The organism is Phenylobacterium koreense (assembly GCF_040545335.1).
GTDB lineage: Bacteria > Pseudomonadota > Alphaproteobacteria > Caulobacterales > Caulobacteraceae > Phenylobacterium > Phenylobacterium koreense.
In genome coordinates, this window is the sequence record NZ_JBEPLU010000001.1 from 1,187,605 (window position 1) to 1,210,644 (window position 23,040).

The 23,040-nt window shown below is 69.6% G+C and carries 28 protein-coding genes; 15 read left to right on the forward strand and 13 right to left on the reverse strand.

Annotated elements, in window-relative coordinates:
• Positions 1-2: 2 nt before the first annotated feature.
• The 3 genes from ABID41_RS05875 to ABID41_RS05885 are packed head-to-tail and all read right to left on the reverse strand — an operon-like array spanning position 3 to position 2,877.
• On the reverse strand, positions 3-1,343 hold the full coding sequence (locus ABID41_RS05875) for an aminotransferase class V-fold PLP-dependent enzyme (RefSeq protein ID WP_354297287.1): 1,341 nt from the start codon (positions 1,341-1,343) through the stop codon (positions 3-5).
• 55 nt (positions 1,344-1,398) lie between these two features.
• The gene (locus ABID41_RS05880) at positions 1,399-2,091 is read right to left on the reverse strand and encodes an MgtC/SapB family protein (protein ID WP_331929201.1); all 693 of its coding nucleotides are present in this window, start codon (positions 2,089-2,091) and stop codon (positions 1,399-1,401) included.
• Between the two features lie 42 nt (positions 2,092-2,133).
• Entirely contained in the window at positions 2,134-2,877 is a 744-nt protein-coding gene (locus ABID41_RS05885) for a YebC/PmpR family DNA-binding transcriptional regulator (protein ID WP_331929199.1), read from the reverse strand.
• A 116-nt stretch (positions 2,878-2,993) separates the two neighbouring features.
• Here ABID41_RS05885 and ABID41_RS05890 point away from each other — a divergent pair, with 116 nt between their 5' ends.
• On the forward strand, positions 2,994-3,212 hold the full coding sequence (locus ABID41_RS05890; protein ID WP_331929197.1) for a hypothetical protein: 219 nt from the start codon (positions 2,994-2,996) through the stop codon (positions 3,210-3,212).
• On the opposite strand, the gene ABID41_RS05895 is transcribed toward ABID41_RS05890, so the two are convergent.
• The 5 genes from ABID41_RS05895 to ABID41_RS05915 form a co-directional block, all read right to left on the reverse strand.
• Positions 3,166-3,753 carry a histidine phosphatase family protein gene (locus ABID41_RS05895; RefSeq protein WP_331929196.1) on the reverse strand — a complete coding sequence of 196 codons (588 nt, stop codon included), beginning with the start codon at positions 3,751-3,753 and terminating at the stop codon, positions 3,166-3,168. The genes ABID41_RS05890 and ABID41_RS05895 overlap by 47 nt on opposite strands.
• Positions 3,750-4,340 (reverse strand): histidine phosphatase family protein, encoded by a 591-nt coding sequence (locus ABID41_RS05900; protein WP_331929194.1) that lies wholly within the window; start codon positions 4,338-4,340, stop codon positions 3,750-3,752. Before ABID41_RS05900 ends, ABID41_RS05895 begins: the two co-directional genes overlap by 4 nt.
• Positions 4,337-5,125, reverse strand: coding sequence for an SDR family NAD(P)-dependent oxidoreductase (locus ABID41_RS05905; protein WP_331929192.1), 789 nt, complete (start codon positions 5,123-5,125; stop codon positions 4,337-4,339). The genes ABID41_RS05900 and ABID41_RS05905 overlap by 4 nt, the downstream gene beginning before the upstream one ends.
• A 26-nt stretch (positions 5,126-5,151) precedes the next feature.
• Positions 5,152-5,985: an alpha/beta fold hydrolase gene (locus ABID41_RS05910; protein WP_331929191.1), complete on the reverse strand. Its 834-nt coding sequence runs from the start codon at positions 5,983-5,985 to the stop codon at positions 5,152-5,154.
• A gap of 162 nt (positions 5,986-6,147) precedes the next feature.
• A complete protein-coding gene (locus tag ABID41_RS05915; RefSeq protein ID WP_331929189.1) occupies positions 6,148-7,110 on the reverse strand; it encodes a quinone oxidoreductase family protein in 963 nt (320 codons plus the stop codon).
• A gap of 217 nt (positions 7,111-7,327) precedes the next feature.
• On the opposite strand from ABID41_RS05915, the gene ABID41_RS05920 reads away from it, so the two are divergent.
• Entirely contained in the window at positions 7,328-7,711 is a 384-nt protein-coding gene (locus tag ABID41_RS05920; RefSeq protein ID WP_331929188.1) for a hypothetical protein, read from the forward strand.
• Here the strand turns inward: ABID41_RS05920 and ABID41_RS05925 are convergent.
• A complete protein-coding gene (locus ABID41_RS05925; RefSeq protein ID WP_331929186.1) occupies positions 7,656-7,916 on the reverse strand; it encodes a diacylglycerol kinase catalytic domain-containing protein in 261 nt (86 codons plus the stop codon). The genes ABID41_RS05920 and ABID41_RS05925 overlap by 56 nt on opposite strands.
• A 203-nt stretch (positions 7,917-8,119) precedes the next feature.
• On the opposite strand from ABID41_RS05925, the gene ABID41_RS05930 reads away from it, so the two are divergent.
• Positions 8,120-8,914, forward strand: a complete 795-nt coding sequence (locus tag ABID41_RS05930; RefSeq protein WP_331929185.1) for a site-2 protease family protein — start codon at positions 8,120-8,122, stop codon at positions 8,912-8,914.
• Between the two features lie 150 nt (positions 8,915-9,064).
• Here the strand turns inward: ABID41_RS05930 and ABID41_RS05935 are convergent, their stop codons facing one another.
• Positions 9,065-9,268: a hypothetical protein gene (locus ABID41_RS05935; protein ID WP_331929183.1), complete on the reverse strand. Its 204-nt coding sequence runs from the start codon at positions 9,266-9,268 to the stop codon at positions 9,065-9,067.
• Positions 9,269-9,405: 137 nt separating this feature from the next.
• Positions 9,406-10,188 (reverse strand): NF038132 family protein, encoded by a 783-nt coding sequence (locus tag ABID41_RS05940; RefSeq protein ID WP_331929181.1) that lies wholly within the window; start codon positions 10,186-10,188, stop codon positions 9,406-9,408.
• A gap of 406 nt (positions 10,189-10,594) precedes the next feature.
• Here ABID41_RS05940 and ruvC point away from each other — a divergent pair, with 406 nt between their 5' ends.
• The 3 genes from ruvC to ruvB are packed head-to-tail and all read left to right on the forward strand — an operon-like array spanning position 10,595 to position 12,728.
• The gene (gene ruvC / locus ABID41_RS05945) at positions 10,595-11,098 is read left to right on the forward strand and encodes a crossover junction endodeoxyribonuclease RuvC (protein WP_331929180.1); all 504 of its coding nucleotides are present in this window, start codon (positions 10,595-10,597) and stop codon (positions 11,096-11,098) included.
• Positions 11,095-11,700: a Holliday junction branch migration protein RuvA gene (gene ruvA / locus ABID41_RS05950; protein WP_354297288.1), complete on the forward strand. Its 606-nt coding sequence runs from the start codon at positions 11,095-11,097 to the stop codon at positions 11,698-11,700. The genes ruvC and ruvA overlap by 4 nt, the downstream gene beginning before the upstream one ends.
• On the forward strand, positions 11,697-12,728 hold the full coding sequence (gene ruvB, locus ABID41_RS05955) for a Holliday junction branch migration DNA helicase RuvB (protein WP_354297289.1): 1,032 nt from the start codon (positions 11,697-11,699) through the stop codon (positions 12,726-12,728). The genes ruvA and ruvB overlap by 4 nt, the downstream gene beginning before the upstream one ends.
• Before the next feature lies 1 nt (position 12,729).
• Here ruvB and ABID41_RS05960 read toward each other — a convergent pair whose 3' ends face one another.
• A complete protein-coding gene (locus tag ABID41_RS05960) occupies positions 12,730-13,626 on the reverse strand; it encodes a LysR family transcriptional regulator (RefSeq protein ID WP_354297290.1) in 897 nt (298 codons plus the stop codon).
• A 100-nt stretch (positions 13,627-13,726) separates the two neighbouring features.
• Here ABID41_RS05960 and ilvD point away from each other — a divergent pair, with 100 nt between their 5' ends.
• The 9 genes from ilvD (at position 13,727) to tilS (ending at position 22,449) form a co-directional block, all read left to right on the forward strand.
• A complete protein-coding gene (gene ilvD, locus ABID41_RS05965; protein ID WP_331932224.1) occupies positions 13,727-15,574 on the forward strand; it encodes a dihydroxy-acid dehydratase in 1,848 nt (615 codons plus the stop codon).
• 111 nt (positions 15,575-15,685) lie between these two features.
• A complete protein-coding gene (gene ybgC / locus ABID41_RS05970; RefSeq protein ID WP_331932225.1) occupies positions 15,686-16,129 on the forward strand; it encodes a tol-pal system-associated acyl-CoA thioesterase in 444 nt (147 codons plus the stop codon).
• Between the two features lie 128 nt (positions 16,130-16,257).
• Positions 16,258-16,959 (forward strand): protein TolQ, encoded by a 702-nt coding sequence (gene tolQ, locus ABID41_RS05975; RefSeq protein WP_331932226.1) that lies wholly within the window; start codon positions 16,258-16,260, stop codon positions 16,957-16,959.
• Positions 16,960-16,964: 5 nt separating this feature from the next.
• Positions 16,965-17,441, forward strand: coding sequence for an ExbD/TolR family protein (locus ABID41_RS05980; RefSeq protein WP_354297291.1), 477 nt, complete (start codon positions 16,965-16,967; stop codon positions 17,439-17,441).
• Positions 17,442-17,448: 7 nt separating this feature from the next.
• A complete protein-coding gene (locus ABID41_RS05985) occupies positions 17,449-18,276 on the forward strand; it encodes an energy transducer TonB (protein WP_354297292.1) in 828 nt (275 codons plus the stop codon).
• 15 nt (positions 18,277-18,291) lie between these two features.
• On the forward strand, positions 18,292-19,587 hold the full coding sequence (gene tolB / locus ABID41_RS05990) for a Tol-Pal system beta propeller repeat protein TolB (protein ID WP_331930251.1): 1,296 nt from the start codon (positions 18,292-18,294) through the stop codon (positions 19,585-19,587).
• 112 nt (positions 19,588-19,699) lie between these two features.
• Positions 19,700-20,266 (forward strand): peptidoglycan-associated lipoprotein Pal, encoded by a 567-nt coding sequence (gene pal, locus ABID41_RS05995; RefSeq protein WP_354297293.1) that lies wholly within the window; start codon positions 19,700-19,702, stop codon positions 20,264-20,266.
• Positions 20,267-20,398: 132 nt separating this feature from the next.
• A complete protein-coding gene (gene ybgF, locus ABID41_RS06000; RefSeq protein ID WP_354297294.1) occupies positions 20,399-21,238 on the forward strand; it encodes a tol-pal system protein YbgF in 840 nt (279 codons plus the stop codon).
• A complete protein-coding gene (tilS, locus tag ABID41_RS06005; protein ID WP_354297295.1) occupies positions 21,226-22,449 on the forward strand; it encodes a tRNA lysidine(34) synthetase TilS in 1,224 nt (407 codons plus the stop codon). The genes ybgF and tilS overlap by 13 nt, the downstream gene beginning before the upstream one ends.
• Here the strand turns inward: tilS and ABID41_RS06010 are convergent.
• Entirely contained in the window at positions 22,446-23,024 is a 579-nt protein-coding gene (locus ABID41_RS06010) for an NADPH-dependent FMN reductase (RefSeq protein ID WP_331932594.1), read from the reverse strand. The two genes, tilS and ABID41_RS06010, sit on opposite strands and share 4 nt — an antisense overlap.
• Positions 23,025-23,040: the final 16 nt, after the last annotated feature.

Below are 23,040 nucleotides of genomic sequence, written 5' to 3' on the forward strand. Positions count from 1 at the left end.
GCTCAGGCCAGGGAAGCCACCGCCTGAAGGGCGAAGGCGATGTCCTGGGGCGTGTTGCGGATACTCGGCGTCAGGCGCACGTGCGGCGTCGCATAGGGTGCGTCCGAGCCGAGGATGCGCCAGCTCCGCAGGTGTGAGACGACGGCCTGCGCCGACATGCCGGCGACGTCGAAACTGACGATCCCCGCCGACATCTGCGAGCCCTGCGGCGTCTGCACCCTCACATGCGGCATCACCGCCAGGCCGCGCTTGAGCTGGTCGGCCAGCTCGTAGGTCCGGGCGGCCACATGCTCCTTGCCGACCATCTGCAGGAACTGGAACGCCTCGCCCATGGACCAGACCTGTTCGAAGGCCTTGAAGCCGCCGGGCGTCATGTGGGCCGCCGTGACCGGCCCGGGGTCGTAGTCGCCGATCCAGGCCGAATAGGCGCCCGAGGCCAGGAAGGTCGGGATGGTCGGGGCCAGCCGCGCCAGGGCCAGGGGGCTGAAGAAGATCACGCCGGTGCCGCGCGGCCCGAAGATCCATTTGTGGCAGCCGGAGACCAGCACATCGCAGCCAAGCTCGGGAAAGGTGGTGTTCTCGACACCGAAGCCATGCACGCCGTCCACGAAGAACAGCACCTGGTCGGCCGGCTGGCGCTGGGCGTTGATCGGCCGCAGAGCCTCGGCGATGGCGCGGATCGGCAGCTTCAGGCCGGTGGAGGAATGCACCCAGGTCAGGGCCAGGACCCGCGTCGCCGGGGTGATCCCCCCCAGCACCCGGCGCACAATCTCGGGCGTGGAGGCCGTAGCCGTTCCATCGTGCAGGACGATCTTGCGGACGCCCGCGCCGGTCCGGCGGGAGGCCAGGCGCAAGGCCTCGTGGGTGACGTAGTAGTCGTGGATGCTGGTCAGCGCCTCCTCGCCGTAGCGGAGGTTGAGGCCGGCATAGACCAGGGCGATGCCCGAGGTCGTGCTCTCGCACAGGGCCACCTGCTCCATCGGCACGCCGAAATAGGCGCCGGCGGCCCGGCGCGAGGCGTTCTGCAGGGCCTTGTTGTTGCGCTCCAGGTAGGTGATCGGGTTGCGGTCCAGCGCCTGGCGGTGACGGGAGATCGCATCGCGCACCGGCTTGGGATTGGAGGCGAAGAGCATGGCCGAGAGGTCGACCTCGCTCCAGTCGAGGTCCCACTGGCTGCGCAGCCGGTTCCAGTCGGGCGCGTGGCGCGTAACGGGCGCCGCGGGCGGAAGCGGCTGGAGCGGCGGCGCCTGGGCGGCCGCAGCGGCGGGCCCGGCGGCGAGACCCAGGGCAAGCAGCGAGCGTCGGCTAACGTCCGGCGCATCCCCGTTCAGGTTCGCCCGCATCCCAGCCTCCAGTCCCCCGTTGAACAATGCGCAGCTTGTTCAACGGTTTCCCGGGCTACTCGTGGCGCGGAGACACGTCGAAGGAGATGACGGCCGGGTCGGCCAGGAGTTTGTCCACCATGCCCTGGCAGAAATGAGCGTTGCGGCCACGCAGGGTCGAGGCGAGCTCGACGCCGGTGTCGTCCGGCAACAGGCGGGTGGCGACCGCGTCGGGCTTCAGGCCATGCTCGGCGACGAAGGCGGTGAACTGGGCGGCGGTCGGCGCGCTGCCGCGGACATAGCGGACGACGACATCCACATGCTGGATGTGCGGCAGCCACCCGTCGGCGACGCGCAGGCCGGCCAGCACCAGCAGGGTCGCCAGGGTCCCGGTGATGGCCAGCCAATGCAGGCTGATGCCGTACAGCAGCCCCAGCGAGGCGGTGATCCACAGGGAAGCGGCGGTGGTCAGGCCTCGGACCGAGAAGCCTTCGCGGAAGATCACCCCGGCGCAGAGGAAGCCGATGCCGGTCAGCACGCCGTGCGCCATCCGCACCGGGTCGATCCGGATGACGTCGTGCGGCGTCCCGGCCATCCACCTGATCTGATGCACGGCGGCGAGCATCAGCAGGGTCGAGGTCAGGCAGACCAGGATATGGGTGCGTATCCCCGCCGCGCGGCCGCGGTACTCGCGCTCGTAGCCGATCACGCCGCCGGTGGCGATGGCGGCGAGGATCGGCACGACATAGGTAGGATCGAAGAAGTCCATCGCACCGGAAACGCGCGAGCTGCGGTTAAGCTTCCGTGCGCCTTAGGCGTACTTCTCCATGTCCTCTTCGGAGATGTCGTAGTCGCCGTAGACGTTCTGCACGTCGTCGTCGTCCTCGAGCGCGTCGATCAGCTTCAGCAGCGTGGCGACGGTCTCGCCCTCGACGGCCGTGGCGCTCTTCGGACGCCAGACGATCTTGCTCGACTTGGCCTCGCCCAGCACGCCTTCCAGGGTGGCGGCGACTTCGGCGAAGTCCTCGAAGGCGGTGTAGATGACGTGGGTTTCGTCGTCGGATTCGACGTCCTGGGCGCCGGCCTCGATAGCCGCCTCCATGACCTTGTCCTCGGAGCCGACCGAGGCCGGATAGGTCAGCTCGCCCATCCGGTCGAACTGGAACGTCACCGAGCCGGAAGCGCCCAAGTTCCCGCCGTTCTTCGAGAAAATAGTCCGGATGTTCGAGGCCGCACGGTTGCGGTTGTCGGTCAGGCCCTCGACGATGATGTTCACGCCACCGGGGCCGAAGCCTTCGTAGCGGACCTCTTCGTAGTTCTCGCCGTCGCCGCCGGCGCCCTTCTTGATCGCGCGTTCGATATTGTCCTTGGGCATCGACTCGGCGCGGGCGTTGGCGACCGCCAGGCGCAGGCGCGGGTTCATCGCCGGGTCAGGCATGCCCGTCTTCGCCGCCACGGTGATTTCGCGGGAAAGCTTGGAGAACAGTTTGGACCGCGCCGCGTCCGCGCGGCCCTTGCGGTGCATGATGTTCTTGAACTTGGAATGTCCGGCCATGGGTCTCTCTGAAAGTTCAGTGGGCGGCTTCTAACGCCAGCCGCGCCCGAACGCCAGCGGCGCGGAACCTGCGCCCGCGGAAGGGGTTAGGGCTGCGCAGAGCGCAGGAGAAGGCCATGGTCGAATATTACGACGACTATCTCGACGAGGAGCCGACGCGCTCGGTGGTGCGCTGGATGGATCGGCCGCCGGTCCAGGTGGGCGTCGCGGGGCTCTCGACGGCGGTCGCCGGAGCCTTCCTGCTGGGCGTGGTCGCGGCCTTCGGCGTGCTGGCCGTAACCGGCCACTTCAGCCTTCGGCAGGTTGACAATCGAACCTCACGATCGATCCATTAGCCAAGCAGAACACGGCGTCCTGAGGCGTCTCCAGATCCCAGATCGCCTCCGGGCTTAGCCCCAGGAAGGCGCCGCGCAGGACGCGGCCCGAGCCGCCGTGGCTGACGACGATCACCTTTCTGTCGGGTTCCGGCGGCAGGCTGGCCATCCAGTCCGCGAGCCGATCGTGCACCGCCTGGTAGGTTTCGCCGCCGGGCGCGGCGAAGCGCCAGGCCTTGCTGGCCAAGGCTTTGGGGTATTCGAGCGCCAGTTCGTCGCGCAGACGCCCGTCCCATTCGCCGAAGGAGATTTCGATCACCCGCGGGTCCGTCTCGACCGGCAATCGCAAGGTTTCCCCGATGATCGAAGCGGTGGCCTGGGCCCGCCCAAGGGGGCTTGCGACAAGGCGCCAATCGGCAGGTTTTCTTACCAATCTGGCCAGCAACCTGCCGACCGCGGCGGCCTGAGCCCGCCCTTGAGCGGTCAGCGGCGAGTCGAGGCGCCCCTGCTGGCGCCCCTGGGCGTTGAAGACCGTCTCGCCGTGCCGGACCAGATAGATCAAGCCGCGAGCACCGGGCGGCAGGCCAGCCGGTCCACCCTGCCCTCGGTCAGCCGGAAGATCGCGTCCTGGGGCGTGTCCTGGATCAGGGTCAGTTGCGAGGAGAGGCCGAGATAGGCGCCGCGCAGCAGGCTGCCGGAAATGCCGTGGGCCACGGCGATCACCTTGCGCTCGCCCTCCGGCGGCAAGGCGCGCAGCCAGGCCCGCACCCGGTCGTCCACATGCTCGAACCGCTCCCCGTCCGGCGAGCGGAAGCACCAGCCAGGGCCGGTGAAGTCCTTGGGATAGGCCGCTCGGAGGTCGTCGTAGAGCTGGTTCTCCCAAACCCCGCAGCCGACCTCGATCAGCAGGGGCTCGATCTCGACCTCGAGCCCCAGGGTCTGCGCCACGATGGCGGCCGACTGGCGGGTCCGCTTCAAGGGGCTGGCGGCGATGCGCCAGCCCGGCTCGTCGCCGATCTCGCCTTTCAGGAGGTCGGCCATGGCCTGGACCTGAGCCATGCCCAGCTCGGTGAGCTGGGACTCGGTCTGGCCCTGCAGGCGGCCCTCGCGGTTGTAGTCGGTCTGACCGTGGCGCAGGAGGTAGATCATCGCTTGCGGCGCACCACCGGGTGGGACGAGGAGAGGCCGCCGTCGACGACGATGGCCTGGCCGTCCACATAGGAGCTCTCGTCCGAGGCCAGGAAGAGGCCGGCGTTGGCGATCTCGATGGGCGCGCCGGCCCGGTTCATCGGGTTGAGCTGGCCGATCTTGTTCTCGCTGCCGCGGGCGCGGGCGCCGTCGAACATCGCCTGGGTCATGCCGGTCTCGATCAGGCCCGGGCAGATGGCGTTCACCCGCACGCCGGTGCCGTAGAACTCGTTGGCCGAGGTCTGGACCAGGCTGATGACGCCGGCCTTGGAGGCCGAATAGGGCGTGCCGCCGGCGCCGGAACGGATGCCGGCCACCGAGGCGGTGCAGATGATCGAGCCGCCCTTGCCGGCCGGGATCATCACCCGGGAGGCGTGCTTCACCAGCAGGAAGGCGCCGATCAGGTTGACCCGCAGCACCTCGGCCCAGAAGGCGCCGTCCTGATCGTCAAAGGTCTTCCAGCCGCCGGAGATGCCGGCGTTGGCCCAGGCGACGTCGAGCCCGCCATATTCGGAGACCGCCTTGGCGACCAGGCTCTCGACGAAGGCCTCGTCGCCGGCGTCGCCCTGCAGCCCGACGACCTTGCCGCCGGCCTCGGCGACCAGGCGCGCGGTTTCATCGACGCTGTCCATCTTGTCGGCGACGACCAGGTTGGCGCCCTCACCCGAGAACAGCAGCGAGGCGGACCGGCCGATACCGGAACCGGCGCCGGTGATGATGGCGGTCTTGCCGGAAAGACGTCCCATGGGTGTTCCTTTTCGTCGTGAAATCTTTAGGCGCGCGCCACGGCGGCGAGAATGGCGTCGATGAAGGTGTCGTAGAGCGAAGGCGGCAGGTTGTGCCCCATGCCCGGAACGACCCGCAACTCCGCATCCGGGATCGCCCTGGCCGTCGCCTCGCCGCCGGCTACCTGGACCAGGGGATCGTCGGCGCCGTGCAGGACCACGGTCGGGACCTTAAGCTTGCCGAGGCGTTCGGTGCGGTCGCCGTCGCCGCGGATGGCGGCCATCTGGCGCTGGCTGGCGGTGGGGGTGAAGGCGCGTTCGTACTCGTCGATCACCCGCTGGCGCAGGGCCTCCTCCTCGAAGGGATAGCCGGGGCTGCCGATGATCTGGGCGTTCTTCACGCCATGGGCGACGAAGGCCTCGAAGTCGGTCTTGGGATCGGGGGCCGGCGCGGAGAGGACGGTGGCGGCGGAGGGCGCCGGGTCCAGGGTTCCAGGCGCACCGGTCGCCGACATGATCGAGGTCAGGGAGAGCACCCGGCCCGGATGCTCGATGGCGACGAGCTGGGCGATCATGCCGCCCATGGACATTCCCGCGACGTGCGCCTTGGCGACGCCCACGGCGTCGAGCACGGCCATGGCGTCGGCGGCCATGTCGGAAAGGCTGTAGGCCTGGCCCGGCTGGAACCAGGTGGACTTGCCGACGTCGCGGTTGTCGAACCGGACGACCTGGTGGCCGCGGCCCGCGAGGCGCTGGCAGAACTCGGCCGGCCAGCGGGTCATCTGCGAGCCGAGGCCGTTGATCAGGAGAATGGCCGGCGCCTCGGCGACGCCGAAGGTTTCGTACTCGAGTTCGACCGGGCCGTTGGTTGCGCGGGGCATGGCGTTCTCTCTCGGAGGCTAACCTTGAGTGTCATCCCGGCTGCAGCGAAGCGGAAGGCCGGGACCCATACACACCGATCCATCCGGAATGGGCGGCGCGTATGGATCCCGCACAAGCGCTACGCACTTTCCGGGATGACACTTGATGTCAGGGCGCGGTTCTTACGGCACGAGGACCACGCGGCCCACGGCGGCGCGGCTTTCGATGTAGGCGTGGGCGCCGGCGGCGTCCGAGAGCGGGAAGACCTTGTCGATGACGACTTCCAGTTCGCCGCGGGCGGCCTCGTCGATCAGGCGCTGGACGTTGTCGTGGACGCGGTCGGTCATGATCTCGGCCCCGAGGAAGACGCCGCGGAGCTGGCGGTTGCCGCCCATCATCGTGCCGACGTCGACCACCATCGGCTCACGGCCGGCGGCGCCGACCATGGCGACCCGGCCGCGATAGGCCAGTGCGTTGATCGAACCTTGCAAGGTGGGACCGCCGACCGAGTCGACGACCACGTCGACGCCCTTCTTGTCGGTGAGGCGCATGACCTCCTTCACCACGTCCTCGCGGGCGTAGTTGATGCCGTGATCGAGGCCGAGAGGCTTCAGGCGCTCCAGCCGCTCGTCCGAGGATGCGGTGGCGAGCACCGTGGCGCCGGCGCGCTTGGCGAGCTGGATGGCGGCCACACCGACGCCGGAGGCCCCGGCCTGGACGAGGACGGTCTCGCCGGCCTTGAGGCGGCTGGCTTCGAACAGGCAATCGTCGGCAGTGCCGAAGGTGACCGGGATCGCCGCGGCCTTCTTCACGTCGAAGCCGTCAGGGATGATCCAGCAGTTGCGGGCGGGAACAGAGCGAAGCTCGGCGTGGCTGCCCCAGTTGTTCACGGTGGCGACCTTCTGGCCGACCTTCAGGTGCGAGACCTCGGCGCCGACGGCGACGATCTCGCCGGCCGCCTGGTAACCGACCACGTGCGGGTTGGTCATCAGCGGGCCGCGGAAACGGTTGAGAGTGTCGCCGCCTTCGATGGCGATGGCCTCGACCTTGATGATCACGCCCTTGGGGTGGAGGCTGGGGTCGGGGAAGTCCTCGTAACGCAGAACCTCTGGACCGCCGTTCTCGTAATAGACAGCCGCCTTCATCCGTCTTCTCCCAATGAATTAAACAATTGTTTGCCTTGGGTCCTCCCACGCCCCGCGGGCGGACGCAAGGGAAAGCGGGTCTTGGGGACGCGCTTGAGCCCCGTCCTCGCCTCCAGAGCCTAGCCCGACGGCGGAGGGAGAAGGTCTCCGCGTCGGCGGGACGGGGGGTTCATTCCGGCCTATAAAACGTCTCGCCGAAGCCGAGAGAGGACCGCACATGCTCGCTAGGATCATCGCAGGGGTGCTGGCCGGAAGCCTGATCGCGGGGGCGGCGGAGGCCGCTTCGCCCAGGTTCGGCACGCGGGAGGGCGACCTAGGCTGCGCGGGCCTGCTGGCCGTGGCCTATGAAGGGGCCAAGGCGTCGGCCAAGCCGCAGGAGCAGGTGCTGTCGGCGACCATAGCGGCCTACGGGGTCTATATCGGGCGGCTGAGCGCGACCTCCGGCCCGATCACCCGGCAGGCGATGGGCCAGGTGGTCGACAAAATGTCGAACGAGGAGCGGAACGCCTTCGGGCGGGCCTGCCTGGCGAGGGCCGGAGAGCTGCTCAAGGCTCCTTTCGCAGGCGCCCAACCCTCAGCACGACCCCGGCCGGGAACATGAAGGCGCGCAGCCAGGCGTTGAATTCGCTCATCTCGGGCTGCAGGGTCGTCACGACGTCGCCGCCCAGGCAGATGACCACCGGATAGCCAAGGGCAAGGAGGGAACGGCCGCACTCGCGCGCGTGCTCGTCGTCCCGACAGAGCAGCGTACGGGTATCGAATGTCTCGCCCAGGTGGTTACGGCAAGAGAAGGTATATTCCGGCATACGGCTTCTCTGGAGGACCTGACCTATGAAAACACAGGCGCCGCGAGAGACAAGCTAGGTAATCACCTAATAGACCTGCGTAAAATGCGTACTCCAGAACAACCTGAAGAGCGACCGGACCAAGACTTGGACATGAGCGATATCATCGGGCCCCCAGCCGCCTTTCGACCCGCACGAGAGCCTGCCGCCGCGGTGAAGCGCCGATGAGCGAGGCGACGATCACCGAGCGTCCGCCGATCAGCCCCAACGCCTTGATCCTGCTGGCCGGCTGGATCGCCTCCGGCGTCGCCCTGGCGCTGGCGCCCAGCGAGATGGTCGGGCGGATACTGACCTTCGTCTTCGTGATCCTGGGCTGGGTGCTGGCGGTCATGGCCCACGAGTTCGGCCACGCCTTCATCGCCCACAAGGCCGGGGACCATACGATCCGCGCCAAGGGTTACCTGACCCTCGACCCGCTGAAGTACGTGGATGTCGGGGTCTCGATCGTCATCCCGATCCTGGCGGTGGTGTTGGGCGGAATCGGCTTTCCGGGCGGGGCGGTCTATCTGCGCGAGGACCTGATGCGCAGCCGCGGCTGGCGGGCGCTGGCCTCCCTGGCCGGGCCGCTGGGGACCTTGTGCGTGCTGGTGCTGCTGACCGCGATCGCCTGGGGCGTCGCCCTTTCGGCGCTGGCTACGCCGGGCGCGGCCATGCTGGTGGAAGGCCTGGCCTTCCTGGCTTTCCTGCAGGCGACCGCCTTCGTGCTGAACCTGCTGCCCGTGCCGGGGCTGGACGGCTATGGCGTGATCCGGCCGTTCCTGCCGGACGGCGTGAGGCAGGCGATGCGGCCCATCGAGGGCCTGGCGATGATCGGGCTGTTCCTGGCGATCTTCTTCATCCCCGGCGCGTCAGCGGTGATCTTCGCTCCGGCCCTGGCGATCACCGACCTCGTCGGCCTGCCGCGGGGGGCGATCCAGGCGGGGTGGGACGCGTTCCGGTTCTGGGCGCAGCGGGGATAGCGGGGCGTCGCTTCGCGACCCGGCCGCGACGAAGAGGAGTCGCGGCCACGTGCGCGCCGCCGCCTGAGAACGGCGCGGCCTGATTCATGGGCCCCGGTCTTCGGCCTGGGGCCGAAGCCGGGATGACACGCACGTTTTACCCATGTCGCCCTAAGCGCGGGAGGTCTCCGCGGGGCGGGGGGTCATCGGGCCGGAGAAGGTGCTGAGGCGCTTTTCGCCACGCCAGAGTTCAGCGCCATAGGCGTGGTCGTGGCGGGCGGCGCGCTCCATGGCGGCCACGTCGGAAGGACAGTTCCATTCCTCGACGTCCGCGAACTTGCCAGCCGAGTTGAGCAGGTAGAATCGATAGTCCATGGCTTCGCCCGTCCTTCTTGTTGGCATGGAGGACGAACCCCGCTGACGCGGAGGAGTTCCCGCCCGGCAAGGGCGACCGGGCGGGAACCTTCCCCCAGCCCCTCGAGCCGCATCGGGTCTGATGCGGCTCGGGACTCTTAGGCTGCCGCTACGCCCGCCATGCGGCGGCCGCGGCGCAACGCCGACCCCAGGCCGAAGAAGCCGAGCAGCATCATCGCCCAGGTCGAGGGTTCGGGAACGGCGTTGCCGATCGGCTCGCCGGCGATCGTCAGGCCGGCGTAGGCCATCCCGGAATCGTAATCTTCATCAAGGAAATTGGTGACGCCGAACTTGACCTTGTAGTTGCCGGTGTCACCGATGTTGTAGACCGACTTGATCCAGCCGGTGTAGCCGCAGCCTGGTCCAAAGCAGGTGTTGCTGTGGCCGCCGAGGGCGGACCATTCAGGCGCGCCGCCGACGATCGGAGTCGTGGCCGGCGTCAGGGTGGCGCTGTTGGCCGGCAAGCCGAAACCCGGGCTGGTGTTGCCCGATGGCGTCGTTCGCGCGGTGAACAGGTATGCGACGTGCGAACCAGCCGCGGTCAACAGCTCGGCAAAGCCGTATTCGGTGAACTGGGAACCGTCGGACGTGACGTAGTTGAAGTAGAAGGCGAGCGGATCGCCGGCCTGGGCGCCGAAGACATCGCTGATGAATTCGGAACCGTTGGTCCCGCCCACGCCAGCAATCTGGCCGACCCCATCGACGCCGTTGACGGTGGAGACGTAACCGTAGTTCGGCCCGCCTTCCGGCGGCGCGGTGACATCGCCGTTAGGCCCCAAAGTCCCGCAGTTGCCGACGCAGGTGCTGGCCGACGCCGCAGAGGCGCCGAACAGAGCGGCCGCGGCGACAGCCGAGCTCAACAACAGGTTTCTCACTCTCATCGTGGAAGCTCCCGCCCACGCGCGCCCCGAGCGGCGCGCGTCCTGGCCGCGGAATTTGGATACCTGTGTTATTTGAAGTCAACAGTTGTTTACCATTTACCGGCGCGGGCACGGATCATTCGCGTAAACGGCGAGAAACGCCGGGCCGACGAGAAGCAACACGATCTCGACGAGAGCGTCCGGCGACGCCCGACATCTCGGCTACAGCTACGCTTGAAGGCCTATTCCGGGGTTCACATCCCGCCCCATCCGGCTGCGTTGTTTGAATCGCTGCGCCGACTACAGCTCAGCTTTGGCGTTAAGCTTGACGGTATAAGGGGCGGGCCGTCGCTCCCCCTCAACGTTTGCTTAACCTCGCCGACGTCCTGTACGACTGCCGGAACAGATGACGAACGCGCCGATTCCCATGCTTGCCCCCCTGACCATCCTCGGCCTCGACCCTGGCCTGCGCCGCACGGGCTGGGGCGTAATCACCGTCGAGGGCGCGCGGCTGAGCCACGTGGCGCACGGAGTGATCGCGCCGAAGGACAGCCTGCCGTTCTCCGAGCGGCTGCTGGCGCTGTTCGAGGCGATCAGCGAGGTGGTCGAGCGGCACCGGCCGCACGAGGCGGCCGTGGAAGAGACCTTCATGAACAACAACGCCGCCTCGGCCCTGAAGCTGGGCCATGCGCGGGCCATGGCGATGATCGTGCCGGCGCGGGCCGGGCTGCCGGTGGCCGAGTATGCGGCGACCGTCGTCAAGAAGTCGGTGGTCGGGACCGGGGGCGCGGACAAGGACCAGGTCGGCTTCATGATCCGCCGCCTGCTGCCGACGGCCGGAGAGACCACCGCCGACGCCGCCGACGCCCTGGCGGTGGCCATCGCCCACGCCCACCACCGCAAGGTCCGCCGCCTGGGAGCGGCCGCATGATCGGGCGGCTGCGCGGGCTGGTCGCCGAGATCGGCGAGGAAGAGGCCCTGATCGACGTGGCCGGGGTCGGCTATGTGGTCCGCTGCGGATCGCGCACACTGGGCCACCTGCCGGCGCTGGGCGAGGAGACGGTGCTGCACGTGGAGAGCATCTGGTCCGAGGCCCAGGGGCTGAAGCTCTACGGATTTCTCGGCCGCGACGAGCGGCGGGCCTTCGTGGTCATGCTGGCGATCCAGGGCGTGGGGCCGAAGGCGGCCCTGGCGGTGCTGGACGTGCTGTCGCCGGCGGAGCTCGTCGGCGCGGTGGCGCGCGAGGACAAGGCCGCGCTCGGCCGGGCCAACGGGGTCGGCCCCAAGCTCGCCCTGCGGCTGATCACCGAGCTGAAGGACAAGCAGCTCACCGACGGTCCGGTGGCCGCGTTCCACGCGCCCGCCGCGCCGCCCGCCCCCAGCAACGTCGGCGAGGCGGTCGCCGCCCTGCTCGGCCTGGGCGTCGCCGAAATCAACGCCCGCCGAGTGGTCGAACAGGCCGCCCTGCGGCTGGGCGACGACGCGACGATCCCGGCGCTGATCAAGGCCGGCCTGCAGGAGCTGGGACGGTGACCCGCATCGTCTCCGGCGAGGCCCAGCCGTTCGAGGGGCACGACAAGGCGCTGCGGCCGCAGACTCTGGCCGAGTTCGTCGGCCAGGAGCAGGCCAAGGGGAACCTGAAGGTCTTCATCGAGGCGGCAAAGTCGCGCGGCGAGGCGCTGGACCACGTGCTGCTGTTCGGGCCGCCGGGCCTGGGCAAGACCACCCTGGCGCAGATCGTGGCGCGCGAACTGGGGGTGAACTTCCGGGCGACCTCGGGACCGGTGCTGGCCAAGGCCGGGGACCTGGCGGCGATCCTGACCAACCTGGAGCCACGGGACGTCCTGTTCATCGACGAGATCCACCGGCTGGCGGCGAACGTCGAGGAGATCCTCTATCCGGCCATGGAGGACCACGTCCTCGACCTGGTGATCGGCGAAGGGCCTTCGGCAAGATCGATCCGCATCGACCTGGCGCCCTTCACCCTGGTGGCGGCGACGACGCGGGCGGGCCTGCTGGCCACGCCCCTGCGCGACCGGTTCGGCATTCCGCTGCGGCTGGAGTTCTACACCCACGCCGAGCTCGGCAAGGTGCTGAGCGGGGCTGCGGCCAAGATGGGGCTCGCCCTGGGAGCCGACGGCGCGGCGGAGATCGCCGCCCGCTCGCGCGGGACGCCCCGGGTGGCCGGGCGGCTGCTGCGCCGGGTGCGCGACTTCGCCGACGCCGATGGGGTGGAGATCATCGACGCCAAGGCCGCAGCCCGGGCGCTGGCGCGGCTGGACGTCGACCAGGCCGGGCTGGATTCCCTAGACCGCCGCTACCTGCAGGCGATGATCGAGAACTACGGCGGCGGGCCGGTGGGGGTGGAGACCATCGCCTACGCCATCGCCGAGGCCAGGGACGCGGTCGAGGACGTGATCGAGCCGTTCCTGATGCAACAGGGCTTCATCCAGCGCACGCCGCGGGGGCGGATCGCCTGCGCCAAGGCCTATGCGCACCTGGGCCTGACCCCGCCGCCGCAGCCGACGCCCGGCGGCCAGCCGACGCTGTTCGACGAGTAGCTCAGGGCTGAGCCACGGCCAGGAAGCGGGCCAGGGTCGGGGTCGTGTCGGCGGCGCGCCAGACGACGCCGCTTTCGAGATAGGGCCCCTCGCCCGGCAGGCGCATGTAGCGGACGCCGGTGCGGGCGAGATTGCGCAAGGAGGCCGGGACCAGCGCCACGCCGAGGCCGGCCGAGACCAGGCTGATGATGGTCTGCATCTGGATCGCCTCCTGGACGATCCGCGCCCCGCCGCTGATGGCGGTGAGGGTCGACACCACCAGGTCGTAAAAGGCCGGCGCAGAGCGGCGCGGGAAGATGATGACCGGCGCGCCGTCCAGCGCCTCGGGCGCGAGGCGGTCGCCGGAATGGGCCAGGCGTCCCTCCTCGATCCAGCTTTCGGGCACGGCGGCGATCAGGGGCTCGACCAGCAGGCGGCGGTAGGCGAGTTCCTGCGGCAGGGCGGCGTCGGCCGGCGGGATGACGATGCCGGCATGGCCGCGGCCGTCCAGCAGGGTGGCGATCTGAACGTCGCTGGTCGCCTCGGTCAGGGCGATCTCGACCTCGGGATAGAGGGCCGAATAGCGGCGGACCAGGGTCGGCAGGATGCTGTAGTCGGCGGTGCTGACGAAGGAGAGTTCCAGCGCCCCGGCCTCGCCGTCGCGGAGCTGGCGGGCGATCTCCGGCAGGCGGCCCAGGCCGTCCAGGGCCGCGCGGACGTGGACCAGCCACTGGGCGCCGAATGGGGTCAGGGCGACGCTGCGCCGTGTACGGACGAAGAGGGGGGCGCCGAGTTCGCGCTCCAGCGCCATGATCGACTGGCTGAGCGGCGGCTGGGTCATGCCGAGCTGCTGCGCCGCCCGCCCGAAGTGCAGGGTGTCGGCCACCGCCTGGAAGTGCCGGAGCTGGCGGGTATCCATGACTTATATCCCGAGCGACTTAATCAGCACGCCCTAATATATTTCACCATGAGCCGGCGATTGGCTATCTGGTTGGCGAGATTTGCCTGAGGGTTCCGCCATGCCGACCTATCGTTCCCGCACCACCACCCATGGCCGCAACATGGCCGGCGCGCGCGGCCTGTGGCGCGCCACCGGCATGAAGGACAGCGACTTCGGCAAGCCGATCATCGCGGTGGTCAACTCGTTCACCCAGTTCGTGCCGGGCCACGTCCACCTGAAGGACCTGGGCCAACTGGTGGCGCGCGAGATCGAACGGGCCGGCGGCGTGGCCAAGGAATTCAACACCATCGCGGTGGACGACGGCATCGCCATGGGCCACGACGGCATGCTCTACAGCCTGCCCTCGCGCGAACTGATCGCCGACAGCGTCGAGTACATGGTCAACGCCCATTGCGCCGACGCGATGGTCTGCATCTCCAACTGCGACAAGATCACGCCCGGCATGCTGATGGCCTCGCTGCGGGTCAACATCCCGACGGTGTTCGTCTCCGGCGGGCCGATGGAAGCCGGCAAGGTGGTCCTGAAGGGCAAGGAAGTGGCGCTGGACCTGGTCGACGCCATGGTCGCGGCCGCCGACGACAAGATCAGCGACGAGGAGGTCGCGGCCATCGAACGCTCGGCCTGCCCGACCTGCGGCTCCTGCTCGGGGATGTTCACAGCCAATTCGATGAACTGCCTGACCGAGGCCCTGGGCCTGTCGCTGCCGGGCAACGGCTCGGTGCTGGCCACCCACGCCGACCGCGAGCGGCTGTTCCTGGAGGCCGGCCGGCTGATCGTGGACCTGGCCCAGAAGTACTACGAACAGGACGACGCCTCGGTGCTGCCGCGCTCGGTCGCCTCGTTCGAGGCCTTCGAGAACGCCATGAGCCTGGACATCGCCATGGGCGGCTCGACCAACACCGTGCTGCACCTGCTGGCCGCGGCCCACGAGGCGGGCGTCGACTTCACCATGGCCGACATCGACCGGCTGTCGCGCAAGGTGCCGTGCCTGTGCAAGGTCGCCCCGGCCAAGGCCGACGTGCACATGGAAGACGTCCACCGGGCCGGCGGCATCATGGCGATCCTCGGCCAGCTCGACCGGGCCGAACTGCTGCACACCGGCCTGCCCACCGTCCACAGCAAGACCCTGGGCGAGGCCTTGGAGCGCTGGGACATCAGCCGGACCAACAGCGAGACGGCGCAGACCTTCTTCAAGGCCGCGCCGGGCGGGGTTCCAAGCCAGATGGCGTTCAGCCAGGACCGCCGCTGGAAGGAGCTGGACCTCGACCGGCAGGGCGGCGTCATCCGCGAGGCCAAGCACGCCTTCTCGCAGGACGGCGGGCTGGCGGTGCTGGCGGGCAACCTGGCCGACGACGGCTGCATCGTGAAGACCGCGGGGGTCGACGAAGAGCTGCTGACCTTCGAGGGAACGGCGCGGGTGTTCGAGAGCCAGGACGCGGCGGTCAGCGCCATCCTGACCGGCAAGATCGTGGCCGGCGACGCGGTCATCATCCGCTACGAAGGCCCAAAGGGCGGGCCGGGCATGCAGGAGATGCTGTACCCGACCAGCTACCTGAAATCGAAAGGGCTTGGCAAAGCCTGCGCCCTGATCACCGACGGCCGCTTCTCCGGCGGGACCTCGGGCCTGTCGATCGGCCACGTCTCCCCCGAGGCGGCCGAGGGCGGCGCCATCGGCCTGGTGGAGGACGGCGACCGGATCGTCATCGACATCCCCAAGCGCGTGATCAAGCTGGACGTGCCGGACGCGGTGCTGGCGCAGCGCCGCGCGGCCATGGAGGCCAAGGGCGCCGCCGCCTGGAAGCCGGCCAGCCGGCAGCGGACGGTCTCCCCCGCCCTGCGCGCCTATGCGGCCCTGACCACCAACGCGGCCCGCGGCGCAGTGCGCGATGTCGGGCAGGTGGAGTAGGGGCTCGCGCCCTTCCCCTTGCGGGAGAAGGGCAACGAGATCCTCCCCCGACGGGGAGGGAGAAGGTGGGCGGCTGTTCAAGATGCGCCTGCGCCCGTAATGCTTGCGGGCATGCAGACCCCGATCCCCACCGCCGGCGTCATCGACGGGCGCGAGCATGTGTTGCCGGTGCGCGTCTACTACGAGGACACCGACTTCACCGGCGTCGTCTATCACGCCAACTACGTCCGCTATTTCGAGCGTGGGCGTTCGGACTTCCTGCGGGTGGCGGGCGTCCATCACGCCGACCTGCTGGACCGGGATGACCCGGCGGCCTTCGCCATCGTCCGCATGGAGCTGGAGTTCAAGCGGGCGGCGCGGATCGACGACGCCCTGGCGGTGCGGACCACCTATGACGCCGCCAAGGGGCCGCGGCTGTTCATCAGCCAGCGAATCACCCGTGACGAGGAGCTGGTCTGCGCGGCCAAGGTGGAAGCCGCCTGCATCGACCTGCAGGGCCGGCCGCGCAAACCGCCGGCGGGCATGCTGGAAACCCTCCGCCCCTTGTTTGCTTAAGGTTTCCGTAAAGGCGCCTTCACTATTTCGGCGTTAGAAGCCGGTTAACCAGACCGCACGGCCTTAAGTTCGCCACCGGGCGCGGCTTGAAAGTCGTGCGCCGCCACCAAACGGAGTCCCAGGAGAGCATGGAAGCCGCCCCGATCACCGCTGACAGCTTCAGCTTCATCAGCCTGTTCATCCGCGCCGACTGGGTCGTGAAGCTGGTGATGGTCGGGCTGATCCTCGCCTCGCTGTGGTCCTGGACCGTGATCATCGACAAGACCGTGCGGCTGACCAAACTGAACCGGCAGGCCAACGACTTCGAGGACAAGGTTTCGTCCGGCCGGCCGCTGGAGGACATCGCCGCCGAAGCCGGCGAGCGGCCCACCGCCGCCCTGCCCCGCATGCTGCAGGGCGCGCTGAAGGAATGGCGCGACGCGCGCCAGCGGGGCCTGATCAGCGAGAACCAGACCGCCTTCCTGATCCAGCGCATCGACCGTTCGCTGGACAACATCATCGCCCGTGAGAGCGCGCGGGTGGAGAACGGGCTCGGCTCGCTGGCCATCGTCGCCACCGCCTCGCCCTTCGTCGGACTGTTCGGCACCGTCTGGGGGATCATGAAGGCGTTCCAGGCCATCGCCGTCGAGAAGTCGACCAACCTGGCGGTCGTAGCGCCGTCGATCGCCGAGGCGCTGTTCGCCACCGCCATCGGCCTGATGGCCGCCATCCCGGCCTATATCGCCTACAACAAGTTCTCCACCGACGCGGGCCGCTACGCCGGCCGGCTGGAGGGCTTCGCCGACGACCTCTCGACCGCCATCCAGCGCCGCCTGGCCGAGCGGGGCTAAGGGCCATGGCGCTTTCCTCGCACGACGCCTTTTCCGCACCGGCCGCCTCGCGCCGCCGCCGCGGGCGGGCGCGCCGCGGCGCGCTGTCGGAGATCAACGTCACCCCGCTGGTGGACGTGATGCTGGTGCTGCTGATCATCTTCATGGTCTCGGCCCCGCTGCTGACCAGCGGCGTGGAGATCGAGCTGCCGAAGACCGAGGCCGGGGCCATGGAAGACCCCAAGGAGCCGCTGACGGTCTCGATCCGCCAGGACGGCTCGGTGTTCATCCAGGAGGACGCGGTGCCGTTCGGGAGCCTGGCGCCGCGGCTGCGGGCCATGGCCGGCGACGACCAGGCCAAGCCGATCTATGTGCGGGCCGACGGGCGCGCCTCCTATCAGGTCGTGGCCCAGGTGATGGCGGCGCTGTCGACCTCGGGCTTCACCAGCATCAACCTGATCACCGACACCGGCGGACCGTCGTCGGGCGGCGAACAGCGCTGAGGCGCCGATGGCCCGTGAACGGTCCGAATTTTCCGGGGCGATGGTCGCCTCCGCCCTGCTGCACGTGGGGATCTTCGCGGTCGCGCTGATCGGGTGGCCGTGGGGCAAGGAGCTTCCCATGGGCAGCGCCGTGCCGATCAACATCGTGGCCAACGCGCCCTCGACCAACCTCGCCCCCGCGGTCGAGGGTCCCGAGGAGCTGCCGGCCCAGACCGAGGAGCCGGTCCCGGACGCCCCGACCCCGCCGGCCGCGCCTGAGCCGCAGCCGGTCCCAACCCCGCCGCAGCCGACCCCGAAGGCCGCGCCCCAGCCAGCGCCGCAGGCCAAGCCCGCACCGGCCCCGACGCCGAAGCCCGCGCCCAAGCCAGCCGCCAAGACTCCGGCCAAGCCTGCGCCCAAGGCCGAGAAGGGCCTGGACCTGGACGCCCTGGCCGCCAGCGTCGCCAAGAGCGGAGGGCAGCGCTCCTCCGCCGCCAAGGGCCCTTCGCGCCCGGCCACGGCCCAGCAGGCGCGCCCTGACCTGGGCACCGGCCAGGCCGCCGCGGCCATCTCCGGCATGAGCGGCGAGATCGAGCGGCGCTGGAACCCGAACTGCGCGGTGGAGGGCGGCCGCGACGTCAAGCTGAAGCTCTCCGTGACGCTCGGGACCGGCGGCCGCGTGGTCGGCGAGGTGACCGCGGGCGGGGCCGAGCGCTCCAGCAACGCCGTGGTCCGCGCCGCCGCCGAGCGGGCGATCCGAGCGGTCTACGCCGCAGCGCCCTTTCCGAACGTGCCTCGCAGCTTTTACGGCGACCCGATCATTCTGAACTTCAACACCAGAGACGCCTGTTCCTAAATGGAGATCCGTCCCATGCGCCTGAAGACCCTGGCCCTGGCCATCGCGGCGACGCTCCTGTCGACCACAGCCCTGCCTCCTGCGGCCCACGCCCAGGTCGAGGTCGACATCAACCGCGGCGAGGTGCAGCCGATGCCGATCGCGATCCCTGCGTTCGGCGGCCAGCAGGGCGCCGAGATCGCTCAGGTGATCACCGGCAACCTCGAGCGGTCCGGCCTGTTCGCCCCGATCCCGCAGAGCGCCTATATCGAGCAGGGCATGGATGTGAACGTCCAGCCGCGCTTCCCCGACTGGAAGTCGATCAACGCCCAGGCCCTGGTGAACGGCCAGGTGACCGTCGAGGGCGGCCGGCTGACGGTGAACTTCCGCCTGTGGGACGTCTATTCCGAGCAGCAGCTCCTGGGCCTGCAGTTCACCTCGACGCCGGACAACTGGCGGCGGGTGGCGCACAAGATCTCCGATGCTGTCTATGAGCGGCTGACCGGGGAGAAGGGCTATTTCGACACCCGCGTGGTGTTCGTCTCCGAGAGCGGCGGCAAGCTGAACCGCCGCAAGCAACTGGCCATCATGGACCAGGACGGGGCCAATCCGAGCTATCTGACCGACGGCTCCTACATCGTCATGACGCCCAGGTTCTCCTCGACCAGCCAGGAGATCACCTACATGGCCCTGCGGCCGGACGGTTCGTCGATCTACCTGTTCAACCTGGAAACCGGGCGGCGCGAGACCCTGGGCAACTTCCCGGGCATGGTGTTCGCGCCGCGGTTCTCGCCGGACGGCGGCCGGGTGGCCTTCTCGGTCGAGCGGGCCGGCAACAGCGACATCTATGTGATGGACCTGCGCAGCCGCTCGTCCAGCCGCCTGACCACCGACGCCTCGATCGAGACCTCGCCTTCCTTCTCTCCGGACGGCTCGCAGATCGTCTACAACTCCGACCGCGGCGGCACGGCCCAGCTCTATGTGATGGGCGCCAGCGGCGGCGGAAGCCGGCGGATCTCCTTCGGCGAGGGCCGCTACACTACGCCGGTCTGGAGCCCGACCGGCGAATACATCGCCTTCACCAAGCAGACCGGCGGCGAATTCCATATCGGGATCATGCGCCCCGACGGGTCGGACGAGCGGATTCTGACCAGCAGCTACCTCGACGAAGGCCCCACCTGGGCGCCCAACGGCAGAGTTCTGATGTTCAGTCGTGAAACGCCTGGAGCTGGACCGCGTTTGTGGACTGTGGACGTGACGGGCCGGATTCTGCGGCCTGCGCCGTACCCGGGCTCAGGGACGGACCCGGCTTGGTCGCCGCTCCTGAATTAAAGTCTTGTTAGGTGTAATTTTCCCGCTTTCGCGGCCTTTTCAAATGTCCGGTGTCAAAAAACCCGGATAGAAGCTGAAACTGGCTGTGGGGACCCGCCGTCGTCGTAACTCTATGAATAGGAGAAGCCTCGTGCAGAGCTTCAGTATCAAGCACGCCCTTCGACTCGCGCTCGTCGCGACCGCCGCCGTTTCGGTGACGGCCTGCGCCTCGCGGCCGAAGCCGGCCGCGCCGGAACCGGCGCCGGCGCCGGCCCCTGCTCCGGCTCCGGAGCCTGCGCCCGCGCCGCCGCCCCCGACCTCGTCGGTCATTCCGGGCTCGACCCAGGACTTCGTCGTCAACGTCGGCGACCGCGTCTTCTTCGACTTCGACCAGTACGAAGTCCGCGCCGACGCCTCCCCGATCCTCGACGCCCAGGCCGCCTGGCTGGTGCGCTATCCCAACGTGCAGGTCCGCATCGAAGGCAACGCCGACGAACGCGGCACCCGCGAGTACAACCTGGCCCTCGGTTCACGTCGCGCCAACTCGGTGCGCGAGTACCTGGTCCAGCGCGGCGTCGCGCCCTCGCGCATCTCGACCGTCTCCTTCGGCAAGGAGCGTCCGATCGCTGAAGGCTCCGACGAGGAAGCGTTCCAAAAGAACCGGAACGCCCACACCGCGATCACCAGCGGCGCCCAGTAAGGCCCGTCTGGACATCGTGGGAGGGGGCCTTCGGGTCCCCTCTTCTGCATTCCTCCGCCGGCTGGCTCCATCCGCTGGCCTATGGGCGGGGAAGCCCCATTTTGGCCGTCCGTCCCACAGATGATGCCCTCCATGAAGCTCGCCCGCCTGGCTTTGCCGCTCGCCCTCGCCCTCGTCTCCACGACCGCCCTGGCCCAGACGCCGATCGACCCGCTGGACGCCCGCGACGCGCGCCGGGTCGACAAGATGGAGCAGGTGGTGCGCGAGTTGCGGTCGATCGTGTTCCAGGGCCGCGACTCCGGAAAGCCGGTGGTCGTGCAGCCGGCCGAGACCGACTACCAACTGCAGGAAGTGTCGCGCCGGATGGCGGACCTGGAGCAGGCGGTCACCCGCATGAACGGCGAGCTCGAGAACGCCGTCCGCCAGGCGGACCTCGCCAAGCGGGACGCCGAGACCCTGCGGGCTGAGAACAAGGCGCTGAACGACCGCATCGCCGGGCTGGAGAGCCGAGCCCTGGCCGACACCGTCGCGCCTGACGGCCTGGGCGGCGGACTGGCCGGCGGTCCTTCGCCGAGCGCGGGGCTGCCGGCGGGCGAGGCCTTCAGCCAGTCGCGGCAGGCCATGCTGGCCGGGGACTACGCCGCCGCCGAGGCCGGCTTCCGCGACTTCGTGGACCAGCATGGCGACAACGCCAAGGCGCCCGAGGCCCGCTACTGGCTGGGCAAGACGCTCAGCGCGCGCGGGGCGCACGCCGATGCGGCCGGGGTCTACATCGCCGCCATCCGTGGCTGGCCGAAGACGAGCTGGGCGCCGGACGCGGTGCTGGAGCTGTCACGCTCGCTGATCGCGCTGAAGAAGCCGAGCGACGCCTGCGCCACCCTGGCCGAGCTCTCCAAGCGCTATCCGAACGCGCCGGCCGGCGTGCAGAGCCGTGCGGCCCAGGCCCGCGGCCAGGCTAAGTGCGCGGCCTGACGGACGCGCTTTCCGAGCAAGTCCACGCCGTCCTCGACCGGCGCCTGAACGCCCGCTCGGCCGCACCGCTGGCGGTGGGCCTGTCCGGCGGCGGGGATTCCCGCGCCCTGACCCTGATGGCCGCGCAGTGGGCGGCCGCTCATGGCCGCAGGCTGCTGGTCCTCAGCGTGGACCACCAGATCAATCCGAAGAGCGCGGCCTGGACCCGGGATTGCGCGGCGCTGGCCCAACGGCTGGGGCTTGGCTTTCGAGCGCTGGCCTGGGAAGGCGAGAAACCGGCCCAGGGCCTGCAGGCCGCCGCAAGGGCCGCCCGGCACCGGTTGCTGGCCCAGGCCGCGCGGGAGGCCGGGGCAAGCGTCGTCCTGCTGGGCCACACGGCCGACGACCTGCGGGAGGCCGCCGCCATGCGGGCGGCGGGCTCGACCACGCCCTCGCCGCGGGAATGGGCGCCCTCCCCGGCCTGGCCCGAGGGGCGCGGGATGTTCCTGCTGCGCCCGATGCTGGAGATCGGCCGGACCGAACTGCGAGCCTGGCTGAGCGAACGGGGCGAGCGCTGGATAGATGATCCGTCTAATGACGATCTGCGCTTCGCGCGGGCCAGGGCGCGTGCGGCGGGGCGGGAAGGCGGAGCCGAGCCGGAAGCGCTGCCGGAGGATCTCGCCAGGCGCGCGCTGGAGGCGGCGGTCGATGCGGGGGGCGTCGTCAGCCTGCCGCGAGAGGGCCTGCCCGGCCGGCTGGTCGCGGCGGCCTGCCTGTGCGCCGGCGGGTCGAGCCGGCCGCCGCGGGGCGAGCGGCTGGCGCGGATCGCAAGCCTGATCGCGTCGAAAAAGGACGGCGTCGCCACCCTGGCCGGAGCGCGGATAGAGGCCGGCGAGGGCGTGGTGCGGTTCATGCGCGAGCTGGGACGCGGCGGCGGCGCGGAGCTGACGCTGGAGCCGGGGCGGCCGGCGGTGTGGGACGGCCGCTTCGAGTTGACGGCGGACTTTCCGATGAGCGTCGCGCCGCTGACCGGCCACGCCGCCCGGCTGGGCGAGGCGGAGAAGCGGGCCCTGGCGGCGATCCCGGCCAAGGCGCGGGGCGCCCTGCCCGCCGTGATCGAGCAGGACGCCGTGCGCTGCCCGATCCTGGCGCCGGTGGCGGGGCTGTCCGTCCGCGGACTGGTGCGCGAGCGGCTGCTGGCGGCCTGCGGGGCGGTGGCGCGCGAAGCCTAGAGCCCGCGGCCGGCCTTCTGCGCCGCGACGTAGGCGGCAAAGCCCCGCATGTAGTCGCGCAACTGCTCCTCGATGACCGGGTCGAGGATGGCGCCGGCGTCGTCGAACACCTTGTGGGCGCGCGAGACCATCAGCCGGCCGCCGAAATAGGGAGCGGTCCGAAGGGTGCGCAGGACCGGGAGCCACGCCTCCTGGCTGAGGATCGTGCCGAAGCCCCCCGGCGAGGCGCCGATGAACCCGACCGGCTTGCCCTCGAAGACGCGCGGAATGTCGGCCGGCGGGCGGCTGAGCCAGTCGATGGCGTTCTTGAACACGCCGGGGATGGAGTTGTTGTACTCCGGCGTCACCAGGAAGAGCCCGTCGGCGCCGGCGATGGCGTCCTTCAGCGCCTCGACCTCGGCAGGCATGCCCTGCGCCTCGACGTCGGCGTCGTAGAGCGGGACGCCGCGGATCGTCCCGATCTCGATCTGCAGCTCCGGCGGCGCCAGGCGCGCCGCGGCCCGCAGCAGGTGGGCGTTGAGGGAAGCTTGGCGGAGGCTTCCGGAGAGTCCGACGATGCGGAGGGGCTGGGTCATTCGCGTCCTGGGGGCG